General features: G+C 49.8%; 15 protein-coding genes. 4 read left to right on the plus strand and 11 right to left on the minus strand.

Translation table 11 applies throughout. The annotated features are described in order from the left end of the window. Positions 1 to 99 precede the first annotated feature (99 nt). The 7 genes from ACTHS4_RS10445 to ACTHS4_RS10475 all read right to left on the minus strand — a co-directional run bounded on the left by ACTHS4_RS10445 (position 100) and on the right by ACTHS4_RS10475 (position 5251). Positions 100 to 1812, minus strand: coding sequence for a flotillin family protein (locus ACTHS4_RS10445; RefSeq protein ID WP_070826409.1), 1713 nt, complete (start codon positions 1810 to 1812; stop codon positions 100 to 102). 91 nt (positions 1813 to 1903) lie between these two features. Next, positions 1904 to 2128, minus strand: a complete 225-nt coding sequence (locus ACTHS4_RS10450; protein WP_168167209.1) for a hypothetical protein — start codon at positions 2126 to 2128, stop codon at positions 1904 to 1906. Between the two features lie 20 nt (positions 2129 to 2148). Next, positions 2149 to 2592 (minus strand): hypothetical protein, encoded by a 444-nt coding sequence (locus ACTHS4_RS10455; protein WP_070826408.1) that lies wholly within the window; start codon positions 2590 to 2592, stop codon positions 2149 to 2151. 235 nt (positions 2593 to 2827) lie between these two features. After that, positions 2828 to 3493 (minus strand): YqiJ family protein, encoded by a 666-nt coding sequence (locus ACTHS4_RS10460; protein ID WP_070826407.1) that lies wholly within the window; start codon positions 3491 to 3493, stop codon positions 2828 to 2830. A 90-nt stretch (positions 3494 to 3583) separates the two neighbouring features. Continuing rightward, a complete protein-coding gene (locus tag ACTHS4_RS10465) occupies positions 3584 to 4027 on the minus strand; it encodes a hypothetical protein (protein WP_070826406.1) in 444 nt (147 codons plus the stop codon). Position 4028: 1 nt separating this feature from the next. After that, a complete protein-coding gene (locus ACTHS4_RS10470; RefSeq protein WP_070826405.1) occupies positions 4029 to 4697 on the minus strand; it encodes a PspA/IM30 family protein in 669 nt (222 codons plus the stop codon). Positions 4698 to 4750: 53 nt separating this feature from the next. Next, positions 4751 to 5251, minus strand: a complete 501-nt coding sequence (locus ACTHS4_RS10475; protein WP_004518995.1) for a hypothetical protein — start codon at positions 5249 to 5251, stop codon at positions 4751 to 4753. 181 nt (positions 5252 to 5432) lie between these two features. Here ACTHS4_RS10475 and polA point away from each other — a divergent pair, with 181 nt between their 5' ends. Continuing rightward, entirely contained in the window at positions 5433 to 8228 is a 2796-nt protein-coding gene (gene polA / locus ACTHS4_RS10480) for a DNA polymerase I (protein WP_070826404.1), read from the plus strand. Between the two features lie 98 nt (positions 8229 to 8326). Here polA and ACTHS4_RS10485 read toward each other — a convergent pair whose 3' ends face one another. Beyond that, entirely contained in the window at positions 8327 to 8821 is a 495-nt protein-coding gene (locus ACTHS4_RS10485; protein ID WP_070826403.1) for a hypothetical protein, read from the minus strand. Positions 8822 to 8827: 6 nt separating this feature from the next. Beyond that, entirely contained in the window at positions 8828 to 9328 is a 501-nt protein-coding gene (locus tag ACTHS4_RS10490) for an ImmA/IrrE family metallo-endopeptidase (RefSeq protein WP_070826402.1), read from the minus strand. A 384-nt stretch (positions 9329 to 9712) separates the two neighbouring features. On the opposite strand from ACTHS4_RS10490, the gene ACTHS4_RS10495 reads away from it, so the two are divergent. The 3 genes from ACTHS4_RS10495 (at position 9713) to ACTHS4_RS10505 (ending at position 14375) form a co-directional block, all read left to right on the plus strand. Next, positions 9713 to 10207, plus strand: a complete 495-nt coding sequence (locus ACTHS4_RS10495; protein ID WP_070826401.1) for a GlcG/HbpS family heme-binding protein — start codon at positions 9713 to 9715, stop codon at positions 10205 to 10207. A gap of 236 nt (positions 10208 to 10443) precedes the next feature. Next, positions 10444 to 13731 (plus strand): DUF2339 domain-containing protein, encoded by a 3288-nt coding sequence (locus ACTHS4_RS10500; protein WP_141761471.1) that lies wholly within the window; start codon positions 10444 to 10446, stop codon positions 13729 to 13731. Positions 13732 to 13994: 263 nt separating this feature from the next. Continuing rightward, positions 13995 to 14375 (plus strand): putative zinc-binding protein, encoded by a 381-nt coding sequence (locus tag ACTHS4_RS10505; protein WP_036493928.1) that lies wholly within the window; start codon positions 13995 to 13997, stop codon positions 14373 to 14375. A 142-nt stretch (positions 14376 to 14517) separates the two neighbouring features. Here ACTHS4_RS10505 and uvrD read toward each other — a convergent pair whose 3' ends face one another. Further along, a complete protein-coding gene (gene uvrD, locus ACTHS4_RS10510) occupies positions 14518 to 16725 on the minus strand; it encodes a DNA helicase II (RefSeq protein ID WP_440365905.1) in 2208 nt (735 codons plus the stop codon). Positions 16726 to 16825: 100 nt separating this feature from the next. After that, positions 16826 to 17854 carry a type I glyceraldehyde-3-phosphate dehydrogenase gene (gene gap, locus ACTHS4_RS10515; protein WP_440365906.1) on the minus strand — a complete coding sequence of 343 codons (1029 nt, stop codon included), beginning with the start codon at positions 17852 to 17854 and terminating at the stop codon, positions 16826 to 16828. Positions 17855 to 18147: the final 293 nt, after the last annotated feature.

Here is an 18147-nt window from a genome sequence, read left to right on the forward strand (position 1 = left end):
TGCTCATGGAAAATCCCCTAAATGTCTTGGTGGGAATTTAGGGGATTTTGGGGAATTTTGCAAAGGTCTCGGCCTTTAAATCATTATTACGGCATTCGTTTATGATTGGTCGATGGTTTTATCCAGTCCTTGGGTCAGACCGTTGATATCGCCACCATTCAATCCCAACTCTTTCAAGAGACCGTCAACCAATGGGGCTTGGCTGCGGTAGCGCAGGGCGCTGTTGACCATTTGGTCTGCAAGGCTGGCTTGTGTGGTTTGGCCGTCTGAAACACCTTCCGCACCGTTTGCACCACCGGCAAAGCCACCCAGACCATTGACTTGCAAGATTTTGATGTCTTCGATTTTTTCCATTGGGCGGACGGATTCGCGGATGATGTCAGGCAGGTGTTTTAAGAGGGCAAGGCGGACTTGCATTTCAACCTGTTCAACGCTCAGGACGTTGGCAGCTTCGTTCACAGCGCGTGTACCTTCTGCATCAACCTTGTATTGTTGCTCTTGCGCTTGCGCCAACAGAATCTTGGCATCGGCTTCACCTTTGGCTTGAAGGCGTTGTTTCTCGGCTTCGGCTTCGGCGGCGATACGCACGGCTTCAGCGCGGTCTTGTGCAGCTTGTTTTTCAGCTTCAGCGGCAACAGTGAGCGAAATCGCATCTTTTTGCGCAGCTTCTTCGGCGGCAATCAATTCAACCGCTTTGGCACGCTCGGCGCGTTCGGTTTCGCGTACGGTAATCACACTCTCTTCTTCGCGAACGGCGGCGGCGCGGGCTTTGTCGGCTTCGGCTTTGGCTTCGGATTCAGCACGCGATTTTTCGGCAACGGCGATGGCGCGGTCTTGCTCGGCCAATTCGATGGCTTTGCGGCGTTCAACCTCGGCCTGCTCAACGGCTTGGGCTTTTCTAATGTCTTCGTTTTTAATGTCGCGTTCGGCGGCAATGCGTTTCAAATCCACTTCGCGTTCAGCGGCAATTTTTGCTTCTTCCGCTTCACGTTTTTTCTGAGATTCTTGTTCGGCAATGCTGGCCTCTTGTTCGGCGCGGCGTACGGCAATCTCACGTTCTTGTTCGAGTTTGGCGTATTCTTCTTCGCGCGAGATTTTCAGGCGTTGCTGCTCGGCTTCGAGGTTTTTGGTTTTGATTGCCAAGTCGGTATCTTGTTCGATTTCGTTACGTTTTTTGCGGCGGCCTTCGATGGTTTCGGTCAGTTTGGTCAAACCTTCCGCGTCAAAGGCGTTTTGCGGGTTAAAGAACTCAAAGCTGGTTTGGTCGAGGCCGGTCAGGGAAACGGTTTCGAGTTCGAGACCGTTTTTGAATAAGTCTTCACTCACGACCTGTTGTACTTTCTGAACGAAATCAACACGTTTTTCATGCAGTTCTTCCATCGCCATTTCGGCGGCAACGGCGCGCAGGGCGTCAACGAATTTACCTTCAACGAGGTCTTTCAACTCATCGGGAGACATGGTTTTCATACCCAGCGTTTGTGCAGCGGTCGCAATGCTCTCGGCGCTGGGTTTAACGCGGACGTAAAATTCCGCCATCACGTCAACGCGCATACGGTCGCGGGTAATCAGCGCTTGTTGGGCAGCGCGGCGTACTTCAAGGCGCAGTGTATTCATGTTGACGGGGATAATTTCGTGCAATACGGGCAGCACCATCGCACCGCCGTTCATAATGACTTTTTCGCCACCAAAACCGGTGCGGACAAATGAAACTTCTTTGCTGGCACGGCGATACAGACGGGTCAGGATGAGGCCGAGTACAAACAGCGCGACGAGTATGACGCCGGCGATAGTGCCGATAGAGACCAAATTCATGGTTTTTCCTTTCTTCTTGTTAATATGCCTTTTGGGGCGGTGGATTCAGAAGGCTTTGAGGGAAAGAGGCCGTCTGAAAGGGTTAAAATTCTTAGTTTTCTCGTTCAGGTTCTTTTGTTTCAGGTTCATTTGCTATTAAAGTTTCAAACTCTGATTCTTTAAACGTTTTGGCTTGAAGTTTCATGAATTTTTCCGCAAAACTCAAATTCGATGCTTCAGACAAATAAATAAATGATAACCCTATAAAAGGAAATGATATAATTGCTAAAAATATGAAAGAATAATAAGAATTTTTAAAATCAACTTGGGTAGGCACCCATAAAATTACTGCTGCTATTATTGCAAAATAAAATATCTAATATAATTCAATATATAATTTTTTAACCTTCTCTTTCTATCATTGAATTTTTCTTTAAAACATACTTTCCCAACTATTGCAGAATATTCCAAGTATTTCAATCCCAAAGTGTAATACCTTAAAGCTCGATTAGGAGACTTCATCCCTAAGCAATAAATAATTTCCTCAGAATCCAATTTATTCGTACCGGAAACTGCACCGTATCCTTTTTCAATTAAATAAGCATGAGGTTTTGCATCTTGGTGTTCTGCTTGCTCAATCAGGTGGATTAATTCTTTTGCCTGCCTATATTCAATTCGACTTTTAGAAAGTCTTTCCAAACCATTAAATTTGCGCATTAAATTATGTAATCCAAACATACTGATTACTGCCACAAGCACAGCTGATATATTGAACCAGTTATCCATAATCCATCTAGGCATTTCTTATTACTCCTTCTTAAAATAATAAATTGCCAAAAAATTTAAGGCTCTAAAATAAAGAATATAAACATATCATCGTCATTCTCGCGCAGACGAGAATCCAGAAACTTAAAAGGTTCAGCCATTTTCAAATCTTCTTGGAATTCCGAGAACTGGATTCCCACCTACGCGGGAATGACGACAGTCAATATCCGTATTTTCTGTAATGCTGCAAAAATTGCGGTTTCAGACGGCCTTAATCTACCAAGCTGCCGCTCGGATTCAAAATCGCTTTAAATGTATTTCCGTCCAACGACACCAGTAATACCGCATCTCCTTGTTTCAATACATCTTCAGAGTCAGGCTCTACCATCACATAATGCTGTTGGCCGTAAGCATCTTTCACGCGCACCTGCGCCGCATTGCCTACCCGAGCTTCGCCCAATACCACCGTGCCGACGCGGCCGATTAAACTTTCCTGTAAAACGGCAGTGGTTTCATCTTTCGGCATAATTTTGTACAAACCGCTAGCCGTCACGCGTACCAAGGGTAGGGAAATAAACCAAACAATGACTGCTGCCAGCGTGCCATTCAGATAACTGCCGAATACAGTGGCAAAGGCCGTCTGAAACAGATAACCCGTCAATCCGTATACGGCAAGAAACACCACCATCAACATCAACACTGGAATACGTCCGACATACAGCCAGCTCAGGAAACGCACGAATATGCCTGCATCCGCCACATCCAATCCGACCTCGGCGTGCGCAGTTTCGGTCAGGCTGTCGGGCAACAGGTTGTCCAACCAGTCGCTAATACCGCCTGCCAGCATGGAAATGACTTCAAACACACCGAGCAAAACCATCAGCGCAATGGCAATGCCGAAGATTTCAGTTTCGGGGGCGTTGATTAGATTCCACATATTGCATTTCCTTATTCTTTTTAATTTTTTCTTTATTGGAGTTGTATTTGGAATAATACATTTTTAATGTTGGTGGGGTTTGTTTGGATTTTATCTATTTAATATAAGTAAATCTAAAAGCATCCACACCCAAAAGATATATGCAATCCAAAATAAACGGTGCTTGAAGAAGTTTTTAAACTGTATTTGAGTTAGGCATTTCTTCTCCAATAAATCTAAGAGTTTTTGCTGCTCTTGGTTGTCACATTTTTCCAAGATTTCGGTTTTTAACAATTTTATGGCTTTTTTAATAGAAACTTTCCATCCATCTGCAATTAATTTGTCTCCATATTTTGCCTTCACGTCATTCATAATGATAACAACATAGAATCCCATGATTAAAATAGCAGCAACTATTGCGGGTATGGGGTGATTATCACCAAGAGACCAAACCGCGATAGTTGATAACAGCAACCATGCAGCATGGTGATTCAACATCTTATGGTAGTAAGCAATCTGCTCAGCAAGCTCATAAATCTTATTAACAAAATTCATCTTATTTCCCTGCTTTCAATGCTGCCAATCTTTCGGCAATGCGGTTGTTGCGGCTTAAGTCTTCCAGTTCTTTCAGCTTGGCTAACTGCGCCGCATCAGTGCTGCTGTGTACCGAGTTTTGGCGACCCATCACACGGTCGAAGGCATTGCCGCTTTTTTCAGCATCACGGGCAATGCGATTGAGGTCGCTGCCGTTGCCACCGGCTGTTTTGCCTGTGCCCATGCTTTGCTGTGTGGTACGCCAGTCTTGCAACTGCTGCTGCATCTCGCGTTTTTTCGCCTGCAGGGCGGCGATAAAGCCTTCGAGCTCTTTTTCTTGTGCGGCACAATCGGCAATGGTGTTTTCCAAAACAGGCAGACGCGCTTCGATGTCCATCTGTTCGGCGATACCCGCTTCGGCAAGATCATCGCGACCAGCATCTACGGCGGCTTGCAGATTGGCATCGATGGCCTCGTGGCGATTACTTTCATCGGCCATTTTCTTGGCGGCAAGATGTTTCTGAGCTAACACTTTGCCCAATTCAGCACGCACCTCATCTACTGCGCGCTCAATTTCGCGGATACTTTCGTTCATGACCGCTTCAGGCGCGAGGTTTTCCGCCGCATCAATCAGGGTATGAAAACCGCCGCTTACCAGACGGCCTACTCGGCGGGATAGGGTTTCGCTCATTTGGATTTTCCTTTCACTAAAATGTGTTTGTTTCATTTGGTATGGCGGCAGTCTTAAACTTCATTTGCCTGCTGCACAATCTTCGCCAGTTTCAAAGTGTTTTCAAGCTGTTGCAGAACGCTGTCGTCGTATGCTGCACCTTTGCCGGTTACGGCGAGTTGCAAGATGCTGTCGGTGAGGCGGACGATGCGCCACATCAGTTCGCGCTCGTATTTTTTCAAATCGTCGAGGTCAGCTTCTTCGGGCAGGTCGGCGGCGAGTGTTGCGCCTAAGTCAGGCAGTTGTTCAAACAACCTCGCCACGATATGCGAATGCACTCCGGCCTGTTTTTCAGCGTGCAAGATTTCGTGTTTCGCCGCTTGGAAAAATTGCTCCTGCGCCGTCAGTGCGGAGCTGTAATCGCGCGTTTGCGTATGCGCCAAGCGAGCTAACTTGAGCAATTCGCGGATTTTTTCAGACGGCGTATTCGCACCTTCGATTTTTAGTTCAGCAATAAAATCAGCATCTTCCTGAGTGATGCGCACACTAATTGGGATACGGTTCGTTGCATTCATATTCGTCTGCTTTGGTTTGTATTCATTTGAATACAAATATACAAGATGGGATTCTGAGGCGCAATACCTGAAACCGTATATTTATGTAAACATCAGGCCGTCTGAAACTTGATTTTCGGTTTTCGGACGGCCTTTTCCTTTATAATCCGTACATTATTTTCATACACACAGCAGGTTCTCCATGTCCAACAAACCTACACTCCTTCTCGTTGACGGCTCTTCTTATCTTTACCGCGCCTATCATGCCATGGGGCAGAATTTGTCTGCGCCCGACGGTGCGCCGACTGGGGCGATGTATGGCGTGTTGAACATGCTGCGCCGACTGCGGGCGGATTATGTGCACGACTATTGCGCGGTGGTGTTTGATGCGAAGGGCAAAAATTTTCGCCACGAGATGTTCCCCGACTATAAGGCGACGCGTCCGCCGATGCCGGACGATTTGCGCCCGCAGGCGGAAGCCTTGCCGGATTTGGTGCGCCTGATGGGCTGGCCGGTATTGGTGATTCCGCAGGTGGAAGCGGACGACGTTATCGGCACTTTGGCTAAGATGGCTAGCGAAGCAGGGTGGAACGTGGTGGTATCCACCGGCGATAAGGACATGGCGCAGTTGGTGAATGAGCGCGTGACGCTGGTGAACACGATGAGCGGCGAAACGCTGGATATTGAAGGCGTGAAGGAAAAATTCGGCGTACGCCCCGACCAAATCCGCGATTATCTCGCGCTGATGGGCGACAAGGTGGACAATGTGCCAGGTGTGGAAAAATGCGGCCCGAAAACCGCGGTGAAGTGGCTGGAAGCCTACGGCTCGCTGGCTGGTGTGATGGAACACGCTGGCGAAGTCAAAGGCAAGGTCGGCGAAAACCTGCAAGCCGCTTTGGAACAACTGCCGCTGTCGTATGATTTGGTAACGATTAAAACCGATTTGGATTTGCACACCGAGCTTTCAGACGGCCTTGAAAGCCTGCGCCGCACTACGCCTAAATGGGCGCAGCTGGTTGTCGATTTCAAACGCTGGGGCTTCCGTACTTGGCTGAAAGAGGCGGAAAGCCGTATGCACGAAGCGCAAAACACTGATTTGTTCGGCAGTGAGCATATCGGCGAACAAGCCGCATTGGCGATGGAAACACAGCCTGAAAAACAACCCGAACTTGCCCCAGCCCCTGAAAAACTGGATTATCAAGCCGTTACCACCGAAGCGCAGTTTGCCGCCTTGTTGGACAAACTGGCGAAGGCGGACAAAATCGGCATTGATACGGAAACCACGTCATTAGACGCGATGAATGCCGCGCTGGTCGGCATCAGCATTGCGTTCCAAGCAGGGGAGGCGGTTTACATTCCCGTAGGGCATAGCCTGACCGCTGCACCCGAACAGCTTGATTTACAAGACGTATTAGGCCGTCTGAAACCGCATTTGGAAAACCCCGCCCTGAAAAAAATCGGGCAAAACCTCAAATACGACCAACACGTTTTCGCCAACTACAACATCGCCCTGAACGGCATTGCCGGCGATTCCATGCTCGCTTCCTATATCATCGAGAGCCACCTTGGACACGGCTTGGACGAATTGTCCGAACGCTGGCTCGGCTTGGAAACCATTACCTACGAATCGCTGTGCGGCAAAGGCGCGAAGCAAATTAGTTTTGCCGATGTCGCCATCGAACAGGCGACCGAATACGCCGCCCAAGACGCCGATTTCGCCCTGCGCCTCGAAGCGCACCTGCGCGCGCAAATGGACGCCAAACAGCTTGAAATGTATGAAAAAATGGAGCTGCCTGTCGCGCAAGTATTGTTTGAAATGGAACGCAACGGCGTGCAAATCGACCGCGCCGAACTCGCCCGCCAAAGCGCAGAACTCGGCGCCGAGCTGATGAAGCTCGAACAAGAAGCCTACGCCGCCGCAGGCCAGCCGTTCAACCTCAACTCGCCCAAACAGCTGCAAGAGATCCTGTTCGACAAAATGGGCATCCCCACCAAAGGCCTGAAAAAAACCGTCAAAGGCGGCATTTCCACCAACGAAGCCGTGCTCGAACAGCTTGCGCCCGACTACCCCCTGCCCAAAATCATCCTGCAAAACCGCAGCCTGGCGAAACTCAAATCCACCTACACCGACAAACTGCCCGAAATGATTTCCCCCAAAGACGGCCGTGTGCATACCACTTACGCCCAAGCCGTCGCCATTACCGGCCGCCTCGCCAGCAACAACCCCAACCTGCAAAACATCCCCATCCGCACCGTAGAAGGCCGCCGCGTGCGCCGTGCCTTTACCGCACCGCAAGGCAGCGTCATCGTTTCCGCCGACTATTCCCAAATTGAGCTGCGCATCATGGCGCACCTCTCCGGCGACAAAACCCTGATTACCGCGTTCCAAAACGGCGAAGACGTCCACCGCCGCACCGCCGCCGAAGTGTTCGGTATTGCCCCCGAAAACGTCTCGTCCGAACAACGCCGCTACGCCAAAACCATCAACTTCGGCCTGATTTACGGCATGGGCCAATACGGCCTCGCCAAATCATTGGGCATCGACAACATCTCCGCCAAAAACTTTATCGACCGCTACTTCGCCCGCTATCCCGGCGTCGCCGAATACATGCAGCGCACCAAAGAACAAGCCGCCGCCCAAGGCTTTGTCGAAACCCTGTTCGGCCGCCGCCTCTACCTGCCCGACATCCGCAACAAAAACGCCAACGCCCGCGCCGGAGCCGAACGCGCCGCCATCAACGCCCCCATGCAAGGCACCGCGTCCGACCTCATCAAACGTGCCATGATAGACGTATCCCGCTGGCTGGATTCAGATGGCCTGAAAACCAAACTGATTATGCAGGTGCATGACGAATTGGTGTTGGAAGTACCCGAAGCCGAACTGGATTTGGTCAAAGAAAAACTGCCGCAGATTATGGCGAAAGTAGATGAGGAGATGTTGAACGTGCCGCTGGTGGCAGAAGTAGGCGTGGGGATGAATTGGGAAGAGGCACATTGATAAAAAATTAAAGATGGTATAAATTCATACCATCTTTTTTAATATTTCCCTTGGAGGTTAGCTTAATAAGTTTCCAATAAAGCAAATTAGGACAAATACTAGTTTGGATATTTTTTGTTAACCCAAGTTTTTAGTATATCTAATAATTGATTTAGAAACTGTGTGGCTGGAAAATTGTTAAGACCATTTTCTTGCTCTTTATTTCGTTCGCTATTCTCAGTTTTTGATAACACCTTCACTAATAAAAACAAAATAGTAGTTGGAGGTAATGCTAATATCATTGCTATATGCCATAAGTTATTAGATTTACTTTCATTACTGCAAAAAATCCATAATGCAAGCATAAAATATAAGCCAACGATGACCATTACTCCAAGCCAAATGACCTGTTCGAATAATTCTCTCCTCTGGCTTTCTGCATCTAGAAGTGCTTTGTTAACTTGATCTTGAAATTTAGTGTTTGGGATACCTCCAACTCCCTCTTTATCAGCAAAACCTAGTAGTGAATCATCTGATGATGAATCTGAAGAGATCTCAACATTACGTGGAATTTCTTTGCTGCTGTGTTTAATTTTGTTTTCATTATTTTTCATATAATTTTAGTATCCAATATTATCATCATTTTCTACAGGCCAACCTAGATTTCTCAGTCGGTAAGTTATCGCAGGTTTTGATACATTAAACCATCTTGCTAATTCATAAATATCTTTAATATTTTCCTTTTGTATAAGATGATTAACAGCCACTTCAGGCATAATCAGTTCCGCTGCAAATCTATTAGCAGCAGCCTCTCTTGGATCATAAACATCTTTAAATGAATAGTCATTGTCTCTGAATCCACCACCATGATTAAGAGCAAAATGCCCTAATTCATGTGCAAGAGTAAATCTTTGCCGTTGTTCAGAGTCTGTACTACGAATAGAACAAATAGCTTGCCCGTTAATTAAATCAAAACGCCCTGAAATATCCTCTCCACCTTCGAGGTAAGGGGCATATCGAACTCTAACTCCCAAATCATTCGCAATTTGTTCAAGGTTCACAGGAATCTTATAATCCCAGTACATTTCCAGAATACGTCTAGCCGTAGAAACTGCGGTCATGGCATACTCCTTTTTATTTAAATGCTAGATTAAATTGGGTATTGTACCTGATATATGGGCAATATGTGTTTTTTAAAGCTATCCGTAAGCCAGCGAGCTGTAGCCTGCATCTTAAAACTAGCCAGCTCTTGTCGGATACTTGTATCCGACAAGAGCCACTGCCATCTCAAATAACCGTCGGATTCGAGAATCCGACCTACTGAAGCTGGGCATCGGGTGTAGGGTGTGTGCGGTACGCACGCACGCGGTTGTTGAACCCCAAAAACACCCGAGGCCGTCTGAAAACCTGTTACAGAGTTTTTCAGACGACCTTTATTCTTCCCGCCGACAGGCATACAATCAAAAGTGCAGTACCTTTCATTGATTCAATACAAGGAGACAGTTATGCGCGGCATAAAATCAGTTGCATTGTTGTGTACTTTGGCATTGGGTGCGCCGGCGTTTTCGTCGGGTTTGACCAAAACGCTGCCGGGCGATTTGACGACGGCTCAGGCGCAGGCGGTGGTGCAGGCTTCGATGAAAAAGGCGCGTGAAATCAAGGTGCCGATGAATATCGCGGTCATGGACGCGGGCGGTAATTTGAAGGCGTTTGCGCGTATGGACGATGCGTTTATCGGCAGTATTGATATTGCGCAGAAAAAGGCGAAAACGGCGCGCTATTTCAATATGTCCACCCGCGATCTGGGCAAGGCTTCGCAGCCGGGCGGCGATCTTTACGGTATTGAGGTGACCAACGACGGTTTGGTGATTTTCCCCGGCGGTGTGCTGCTGGTGGATAAAAACGGTGTTATCGTCGGCAGCGTCGGCGTGAGCGGCGGTTCGGTCGATGAAGACGAAAGCGTCGCAAAAGCAGGTGCGGCGGTATTATCGGGAAGGTAAGCCGTAGTTTGAAACAAGACCCAATGCGTTTCTTTTCATGATTTGCGTTGGATTGCTGAAACAGACAGAGGCCGTCTGAAAATCCTTAAACATTTTCAGACGGCCTTTTTCTATGCCGATTCTCTATATTCTATTTGCCGTATGCTTTTATTCTCGGCCTTTTGTCTCTTTTTTTCATGAATAATGTTGCCGGTGTTACAATCGGCATATTCTTATTGTTATCAAACAGGTGTTTCATGCAGTTTTTTGGCCTGCTTATTCCTATTATTATCGGCTATTTTGCTGATGAGATGGCCACGGGCGTTATTATTGGGTCGTTGTTTTGGCTGGTTGTTTGGTCAATCGCCAAACAACGCCAAGAAGAGCGTCTGGCTGAATCTGCTACGGCAGGCGACAGGATGCAAAAGCTGGAGCAGGAAATCGAGCTGCTGAAACGGCGTTTGTCGGTGTTGGAGCATGAGGCTGTCCGTGATGAGGCGAAGGTAGGGCAGGGGCTTGAGGCTCGGGCTGTTGCCGATATTCAGACGGCCTCTGAGCCGCTTCATGTTCGGGTTGAGCCTGAGGCGGAAGCTGCGCCTGTTAAGCAGAAGATTGAAGAGGCGTTTGCACCTTCTTTTTCTATACCTATTAATCCTGTTTTTGCCAAGGCTGCTGCTTCGTCTGAGCCTGTTGTGGAAGAAGTTGTCGAGGCGGTTGCTCCGGTTGCTGCTGAACAAGCAGGGCTGCCTAAGGAAGAGGCTGTTGTTGCTTCGATGCCGTCTGAAAGCGAAGAAGCGCCATCGCGTCAATTCGTTATCCATAAAGATAAGGTGGAAGGCGGAGAGTACAAGTTTTCCGATAATCCGATTGTTGCTTGGTTTTTGCGCGGCAATCCGCTGTTGAAAACGGGTATTGTGGTGTTGTTCCTCGGTTTGGCGTTTTTGTTGCGCTATGCCTCCGAGCGGGTTCATGTGCCGGTGGAGCTGCGCTATCTGACTGTGGCGGGTGCGGGTTTGGCGGCGGTGGTCGGCGGCTGGAAGCTGCAAAGCCGTAAGCGTGAATATGGCTTGGTGTTGCAGGGTTTCGGCGTGGCGGTGATGTATTTGACGGCGTTGGCGGCGTTGAAACTGCATCCGCTTTTGCCTGTGTCGGTCGTGTTCGGGCTGATGGTAGCAATGGTTGTGCTGATGGCGTGGCTGGCGGTAAGGCAGAATGCGCAGATTATGGCGCAGGTTGCTTTAATCGGCGGTATGGCCGCGCCTTTGCTGACTTCAGACGGCAGCGGCAATTATTTGGTGCTATTCTCTTATCTTGCCCTGCTCAATGGTGGTGTGGCCGCGATTGCGTGGTTTAAGGCATGGCGTCCGCTGAACCTGACGGGTTTTGCCGCTACTTTTGCCATTGCCGCGCTGTGGGGCATGCGAAGTTATACGCCGCAACATTTCGCCACTACCGAGCCTTTCCTGATTTACCACTGGCTGCTCTATACCTTTATCGCGTATCTGTTCGCACGCCGTAAGTTGAAGGAAAACAGCGAAGACAACGTTACGCCGATTGCCGACAATGCGACTTTGGAAGAAATCGGCAAGAGTATTTATACACACGGCCTGCGCGTTCATGTCCTCGACCATACTTTATTGTTTGGCACGATGGCGGCGGCGTTCGGCTTGCAATACCGCATGGTGGAGCATTGGCCGTCTGCGGATGCGCTTTCTGCATTGGGTTTTGCCGCGGTTTACGGACTGGCCGCGCTGCTGCTGAAACGTCAGCAGGGGCTGTATATTTTGCGTCAGGCGTTTTTTGCGTTGGCGGTATTGTTCCTCACGATTGCCGTTCCGCTTTATTTTGAACCGAGCAATACGGTCATTTTGTGGAGTGCCGAATCCGCACTGGTTTATTTCTTCGGTTTGCGCCAACAGCGTCCGCATATCCGTTTGGGTGCGCTGATGGTTTATCTCTTGGCGGTACTGATTCAATTGGGCAATTATCAGGGCTTCGGTACGGATACCGTTCTGGAAGGGCAGTGGTTTACAACGGTTGTGGTGTTGCTTGGCGGAGCGGCGATTTATTTGCTGTGGTATTTCTCGCGTCGCGAAGGTTCGGCGCAATGGGAAAAATCCGTTCAGACGGCCGTGTTGTCTGCCGCCTTGCTGTACATCTCTATTTTGCCTTTGCTCTTCTTGGCCGACCAAGGCAGCATTGTCGCTCTCTCTGCTTTGGCAGCGGCGTGGGCATTCTGCCGGCGCAAACATGAGCCGAATGTGTTTATCACTTTTGTCTTGGGCAATGTATTGTTCGCCCTGTTGCTGCAAAGCAGCATCATTTATGAATCCAAAGGCTTCCTGAGCCATCTGTACCTTATTGCCGCTACGCCTTTGCTTTTTGCAGCTGCCTACGCGCTGCAATATCCGCGTGTACCGGTTGCAAGCGAAAAACCGGAAGGAAACGAGGTTTACTTTGCGCAGGTTTCAGGCTGGATCATCCTGCTTACTGCGTTGGCAACAGGCAGCTACGCCCTTTATATGCAATGGACAGGCGAGGAAACCCTGTTTATCGAGTTGTGGATGTGGCCGATATTTGCCGGCTTGCTGCTGTTTGCAAAACGTTTGAAATGGGAAGAGCTGTTGCAGGCAAACTTGGCATTCCTGCCCGTGTTTGCCATGCATTTCGTCTTCTACCATACCGAACACGCATGGACAGCCGCCGCAGCCTTGCCGCTTGCCGCCGCTACCGTGTTGAACTTCATTATTCTGAACAACTATCCGCGCCATGATCTGATTTGGTTGCACAAACTCAATATCACGATACTCGGCGTACTTTGGACGCTTTGGACCGCGCTGTATGTCGGCGGCCTTCTCTCCGGCGTTTGGTCGCAGCTCTCATGGCTGGTTGTGCCTTTAGCAATGTGGATTGTTTTCCATACTCAGCGCCAACGTGAATTTTTCAGACGGCATCAAACCATTTATCAGCATTTCGCCTTGCCGTTGTGCGCCCTTGCCGCCGCTTGTTGGATGCTGTGGACCAACTTCTCCACGCCGTTCCAATCTTCGCCGTTGCCGTATATTCCCGTGCTTAACCCATTGGAACTCGCCTGCGCCGGTATGCTTTGGTTTGCCCTGAAATCCCTGCCCGACGCCTTGCCGCCCGACCTTCGCCGTACCACGGCAACCACAGTTTCCGCCTTGGCATTTATGCTGATCAGCGCAGGCGTGATGCGCGTATGGCATTTCTACGACGGCATTACTTGGCGTCTTGACATCATGCTCCAATCCTTCGGCCTGCAAGCCAGCCTCTCCGTTGTTTGGGCAGTAACCGCCATTATCTTGATGGTACTTGGCAACCGCCGCAAACAGCGTTCCTACTGGATGACAGGCGCGACGCTGATGGGCATCGTGGTCGTCAAACTCTTCCTGATCGAGCTTTCCAACAGCGGCGGTATCGCGCGCATCGTCTCCTTCATCATCGTCGGCCTGTTGCTGCTTTTGGTCGGCTGGTTTGCCCCCGTTCCGCCTAAAGAAGAGAATGATGGCGAACACAAAGCCTAATCATTAACTTCAAATAAAAAGGCCGTCTGAAAAAGCAGCATTATCTGTTTTTAGACGGCCTTTATTTTTTAGAAGGTAGCATCTGCTTTGTTCTAGAATGTCTAATCGTATTGAGTTATGATGCCTTTTAATATTATATAAATGGATAAGCCGTAGGCCGTCTGAAAAAAGAAAACGGGTCTGCATACCACGCATGATGCGCCCGACAGACTGACCATAGGTGGACATATAAAGATAAAAACCGCTACCGAAGGAAATAGAAAATGCCTAACCGCAATGAGCTTCCCTTAATTTATTCTTGTTCCGGATGCTCCGATGTGGCGCAGCTGGCCAACAACACTGCCGTAGCGCTCGACCATGCCGGAGAATTTGAAATGTCGTGTATTTCCGGCGTGGGCGGCAAAGTCGCGCCGTTGGTGCGCAAAGCGCAGTCCGGACGGCCGATGTTGGTTATTGACGGCTGTCATCTGCATTGCGCCAAATCGTGTTTGGAAAATGTGGGCGTCGAAATCCCGGAAGGGCATCATGTAAAACTATATGAACTGGGCTACAAAAAACGCTTTGGCAAAAGCTATGACGAGGCTACGGTAGAAGAAGTTTATCAATATGTTTTGACGAAGAAGAAAGATACCTTCAGCAGCTAAATGCCTTGATTTGCGATTGTTATTTAATATGAAGGTATGATTTAAAAGTGGTTTGAATGTAACAAAGGCCGTCTGAAAACGGATAGCAATTTTGAGCTAAAACGTTTTCAGACGGCCTTTATCATTCCAAGCCTTCTAGTTTCTACATCTCTTCCAATTTCGCAAACTTGGTATCCAGTTCTTTCACGCCCTGTTTGCCGAAGTTGATGGTCAGTCGGGCGGATTCGCCTTTGTCTACGGCATCGATGATGACGCCGGTGCCGAATTTGGCGTGGCGGACGTTTTGGCCGATGCGGAAGCCTGCGTAGGTTTGGGGCTGTTTGTAGTCGTCGATGATTTTGTCTTTGAACATGGAGGTTTGGCGCGTGTTGCTGTAGCTGTCGTAGGCGGGTTTTTTGACGGACAGGTAGTGCAATACTTCGGGCGGGATTTCTTCGACAAAGCGGGAGACGATGCCGAATTGGGTTTGTCCGTGAAGCATGCGTTGCTGTGCCATGGTGATGTAGAGGCGTTTGCGGGCGCGGGTGATGGCGACGTACATGAGGCGGCGTTCTTCTTCGAGGCCGCCGCGTTCGGCAAGGCTCATTTCGCTGGGGAAGCGGCCTTCTTCCATGCCGGTGAGGAAGACGGCGTTGAATTCCAAGCCTTTGGAGGCGTGGACGGTCATCAGTTGGACGGCTTTTTCACCTGCGCCTGCTTGGTTTTCGCCGGATTCGAGGGCGGCGTTGCTCAAGAAAGCGAGGATAGGGAAGGCGGGGTCGTCTGAAATGTTTTCGGGCAGGGTTTCAAAGTTGCTGTCTTCGGGTTTGAACTCGATGGCGGCGTTGACGAGTTCGTCGAGGTTGTCGAGGCGGTCTTGGTTGTCGCCTTTTTGGGTTCGGTAGTGTTCGGTCAGGCCGCTGTCTTTGAGGATGCCGACGATGATTTCGGACAGGGGCATTTGTCCGACTTGGTTGCGCAGGGCTTCAATCAGGCGGACGAAGGCGGCGATTTTGGTGGCTTTTGCGCTGGCATTGCAGGCTGCCTGCCAGAGGGTGATGCCTTGTTCGTTTGAGGCCGTCTGAAGGTTTTCGATGGTGCGTGCGCCGATGCCGCGCGGTGGGAAGTTAATCACACGCAAGAGGGCGTTGTCGTCGTCGGGATTGACGGCAAGGCGCAGGTAGGCGAGGGCGTGTTTGATTTCTTGGCGTTCGTAAAAGCGCAGGCCGCCGTAGATTTTGTAGGGAATGCCGCTGCGGAACAGGTTTTGTTCGATGACGCGCGATTGGGCGTTGCTGCGGTAGAGGACAGCAATTTCGTCCAAATCCCAGCCTTCGCGTTCGAGGGCTTTGGTTTCGTCCACAATGAATTGGGCTTCTTCGAGGTCGGTAAAGGCGGAGTAGTAGCGGATTTTGTCGCCTGCTTCAGCGTCGGTGCGCAGGTTTTTGCCGAGGCGTTCGTCGTTGTTTTCGATGACGGCGTTGGCGGCGGCGAGGATGTTGCCGACGGAGCGGTAGTTTTGTTCGAGTTTGACGGGCGCGTCGATGTGGAATTCTTCCATCAGCGCGGTCATGTTGCCGACGTTTGCGCCGCGGAATCGGTAAATGCTTTGGTCGTCGTCGCCGACGGCAAAGACGGCGGCGTGGTTGCCGGCAATCAGTTTCAGCCACGCGTATTGCAGCTTGTTGGTGTCTTGGAACTCGTCGACCAAAATGTGATTGAAGCGGTTTTGGTAGTGCTGGCGCAGGATTTCGTTGTTTTGCAGCATTTCGTAGCTGCGGAGCATGAGTTCGGCAAAATCGACCACGCCTTCGCGTTGGCAGATTTTGTCGTATTCGGCGTAGCACTCAATCATGCGGCGTGTGTGCGGATCGGGCGCGCTCAACACGGAAGCGCGCAAACCGGATTCTTTTTGCGCGTTGATAAAGCCTTGCAGCGAACGCGGCGCGATGATTTCTTCGGCGATGTTGAGGCTTTTGAGCAGGCGTTTGATCAGGGAAAGCTGATCGCCGCTGTCGAGGATTTGGAAGGAAGAGGGCAGGCCGGCGTCGCGGTGGTGCAGGCGCAAAAAGCGGTGGCAGAGGCCGTGGAACGTGCCGAGCCACATGGCGCGGACGTTGACGGGAATCATCGCGCCCAAACGGGTCTGCATTTCTTTGGCGGCTTTGTTGGTAAACGTTACCGCCATAATGCTGTGCACGCTGGCTTGTCCGCTTTGCAAAAGCCATGCGATGCGCGTGGTCAGTACGCGCGTTTTGCCGCTGCCTGCGCCTGCCAAAACGAGGGCGGATTGCGGCGGCCAGGTTACGGCGGAGAGTTGTTCGGGGTTTAAGCCTTGCAGGAGATTGGGGGCGGATTCGTTGGGAAACATGAAGAGGCCGTCTGAAAAGAAATGGGAATGCGATATTTTAAAGGAAATACAAAAGGCCGTCTGAAAAGATGTTTCAGACGGCCTTTGTGTTGGAAGCCGATTAGAACGGACGTACTTCCAAACCGAACATACGGCGCGCGGTATTCAGCATTTGGCAGCTGAAGCCCCACTCGTTGTCGTACCATGCGAACACTTTAACCATTTTGCCTTCGGTTACTTTGGTCAGCGTAGAGTCGAATGTGCTGGCTTGGGTGGTGTGGTTGAAGTCCATGGAAACCAGCGGCAGGGTATTGTAGGCCAATACGCCTTTCAGACGGCCTTCTTCGGAAGCGGCTTTCATCAGCGCGTTGATTTCTTCGGCGGAAGTGTCGCGGCCTGCTTGGAAGCTCAGGTCAACCAGGGAAACGTTGACGGTCGGTACGCGGATGGCGAGGCCGTCGAGTTTGCCTTTCAGGTCTGGCAATACCAAACCGACGGCTTTTGCAGCACCGGTTTTGGTCGGAATCATGTTTTCCACGCCGCTACGCGCACGGCGCAGGTCTTTGTGGCGTACGTCGGTTACGGTTTGGTCGTTGGTCAGCGCGTGGATGGTGGTCATCACGCCGTTTACGATGCCGATGTTTTCGTTCAATACTTTGGCCACGGGTGCCAGGCAGTTGGTGGTACAAGACGCGTTGGAGATAACGGTCATGTCGTCGGTAATCACGTCGTCGTTTACGCCGTAAACTACGGTTGCGTCAACGTCATCGCCGCCAGGAGCGGAAATCAGCACTTTTTTCGCGCCGCTTTCCAAGTGGATTTTGGCTTTCTCTTTGCTGGTGAACGCGCCGGTACATTCCATTACCAGGTCAACGCCCAATTCGCCCCATGGCAATTCGGCTGGGTTGCGGGTAGAGAAGTAAGGGATTTTTTTACCGTCGATGATGAGGTGTTTCTCATCGTGGGAAACTTCAGAGTTGAAGCGGCCGTGAACAGTGTCAAATTTGGTCAGGTGAGCATTGGTCTCGATGCTGCCGCTGGCATTGATGGCAACGATGTCGAGTTGGTCTTGCAGTTTGTAGTCAAAAATAGCGCGCACTACTTGGCGGCCGATGCGGCCGTAACCGTTGATGGCAACTTTGATACCCATGGCTTTTCCTCTTCTTTTGGGTTTGGGTTGTGGATTGAATGGCGGCAATTATAGCAAAAATGTAGTGCTGTGTAATTAATGTTTTATTGAAATTTTTTGGTTTGATTATTTTTAATTGTAGATGATTAGAGTAGAAATGCAGGTTTAAATTTAATGTTATTTAATATTTTTTGAAATTTTATTTTTATTAGTTGCATTTTTTGGTGTTTTATGTCCGTTTTAAATCATGGTAATGAAGAAAACGGGAAAAGGCGGATTGTTTTTGTTTATATTAAACGGAATTTTGGGACGGT

Origin of the sequence: Neisseria sp. P0014.S009 (assembly GCF_051958155.1) — a bacterium.
In the GTDB taxonomy this organism is placed as follows: Bacteria; Pseudomonadota; Gammaproteobacteria; order Burkholderiales; family Neisseriaceae; genus Neisseria; species Neisseria flavescens_C.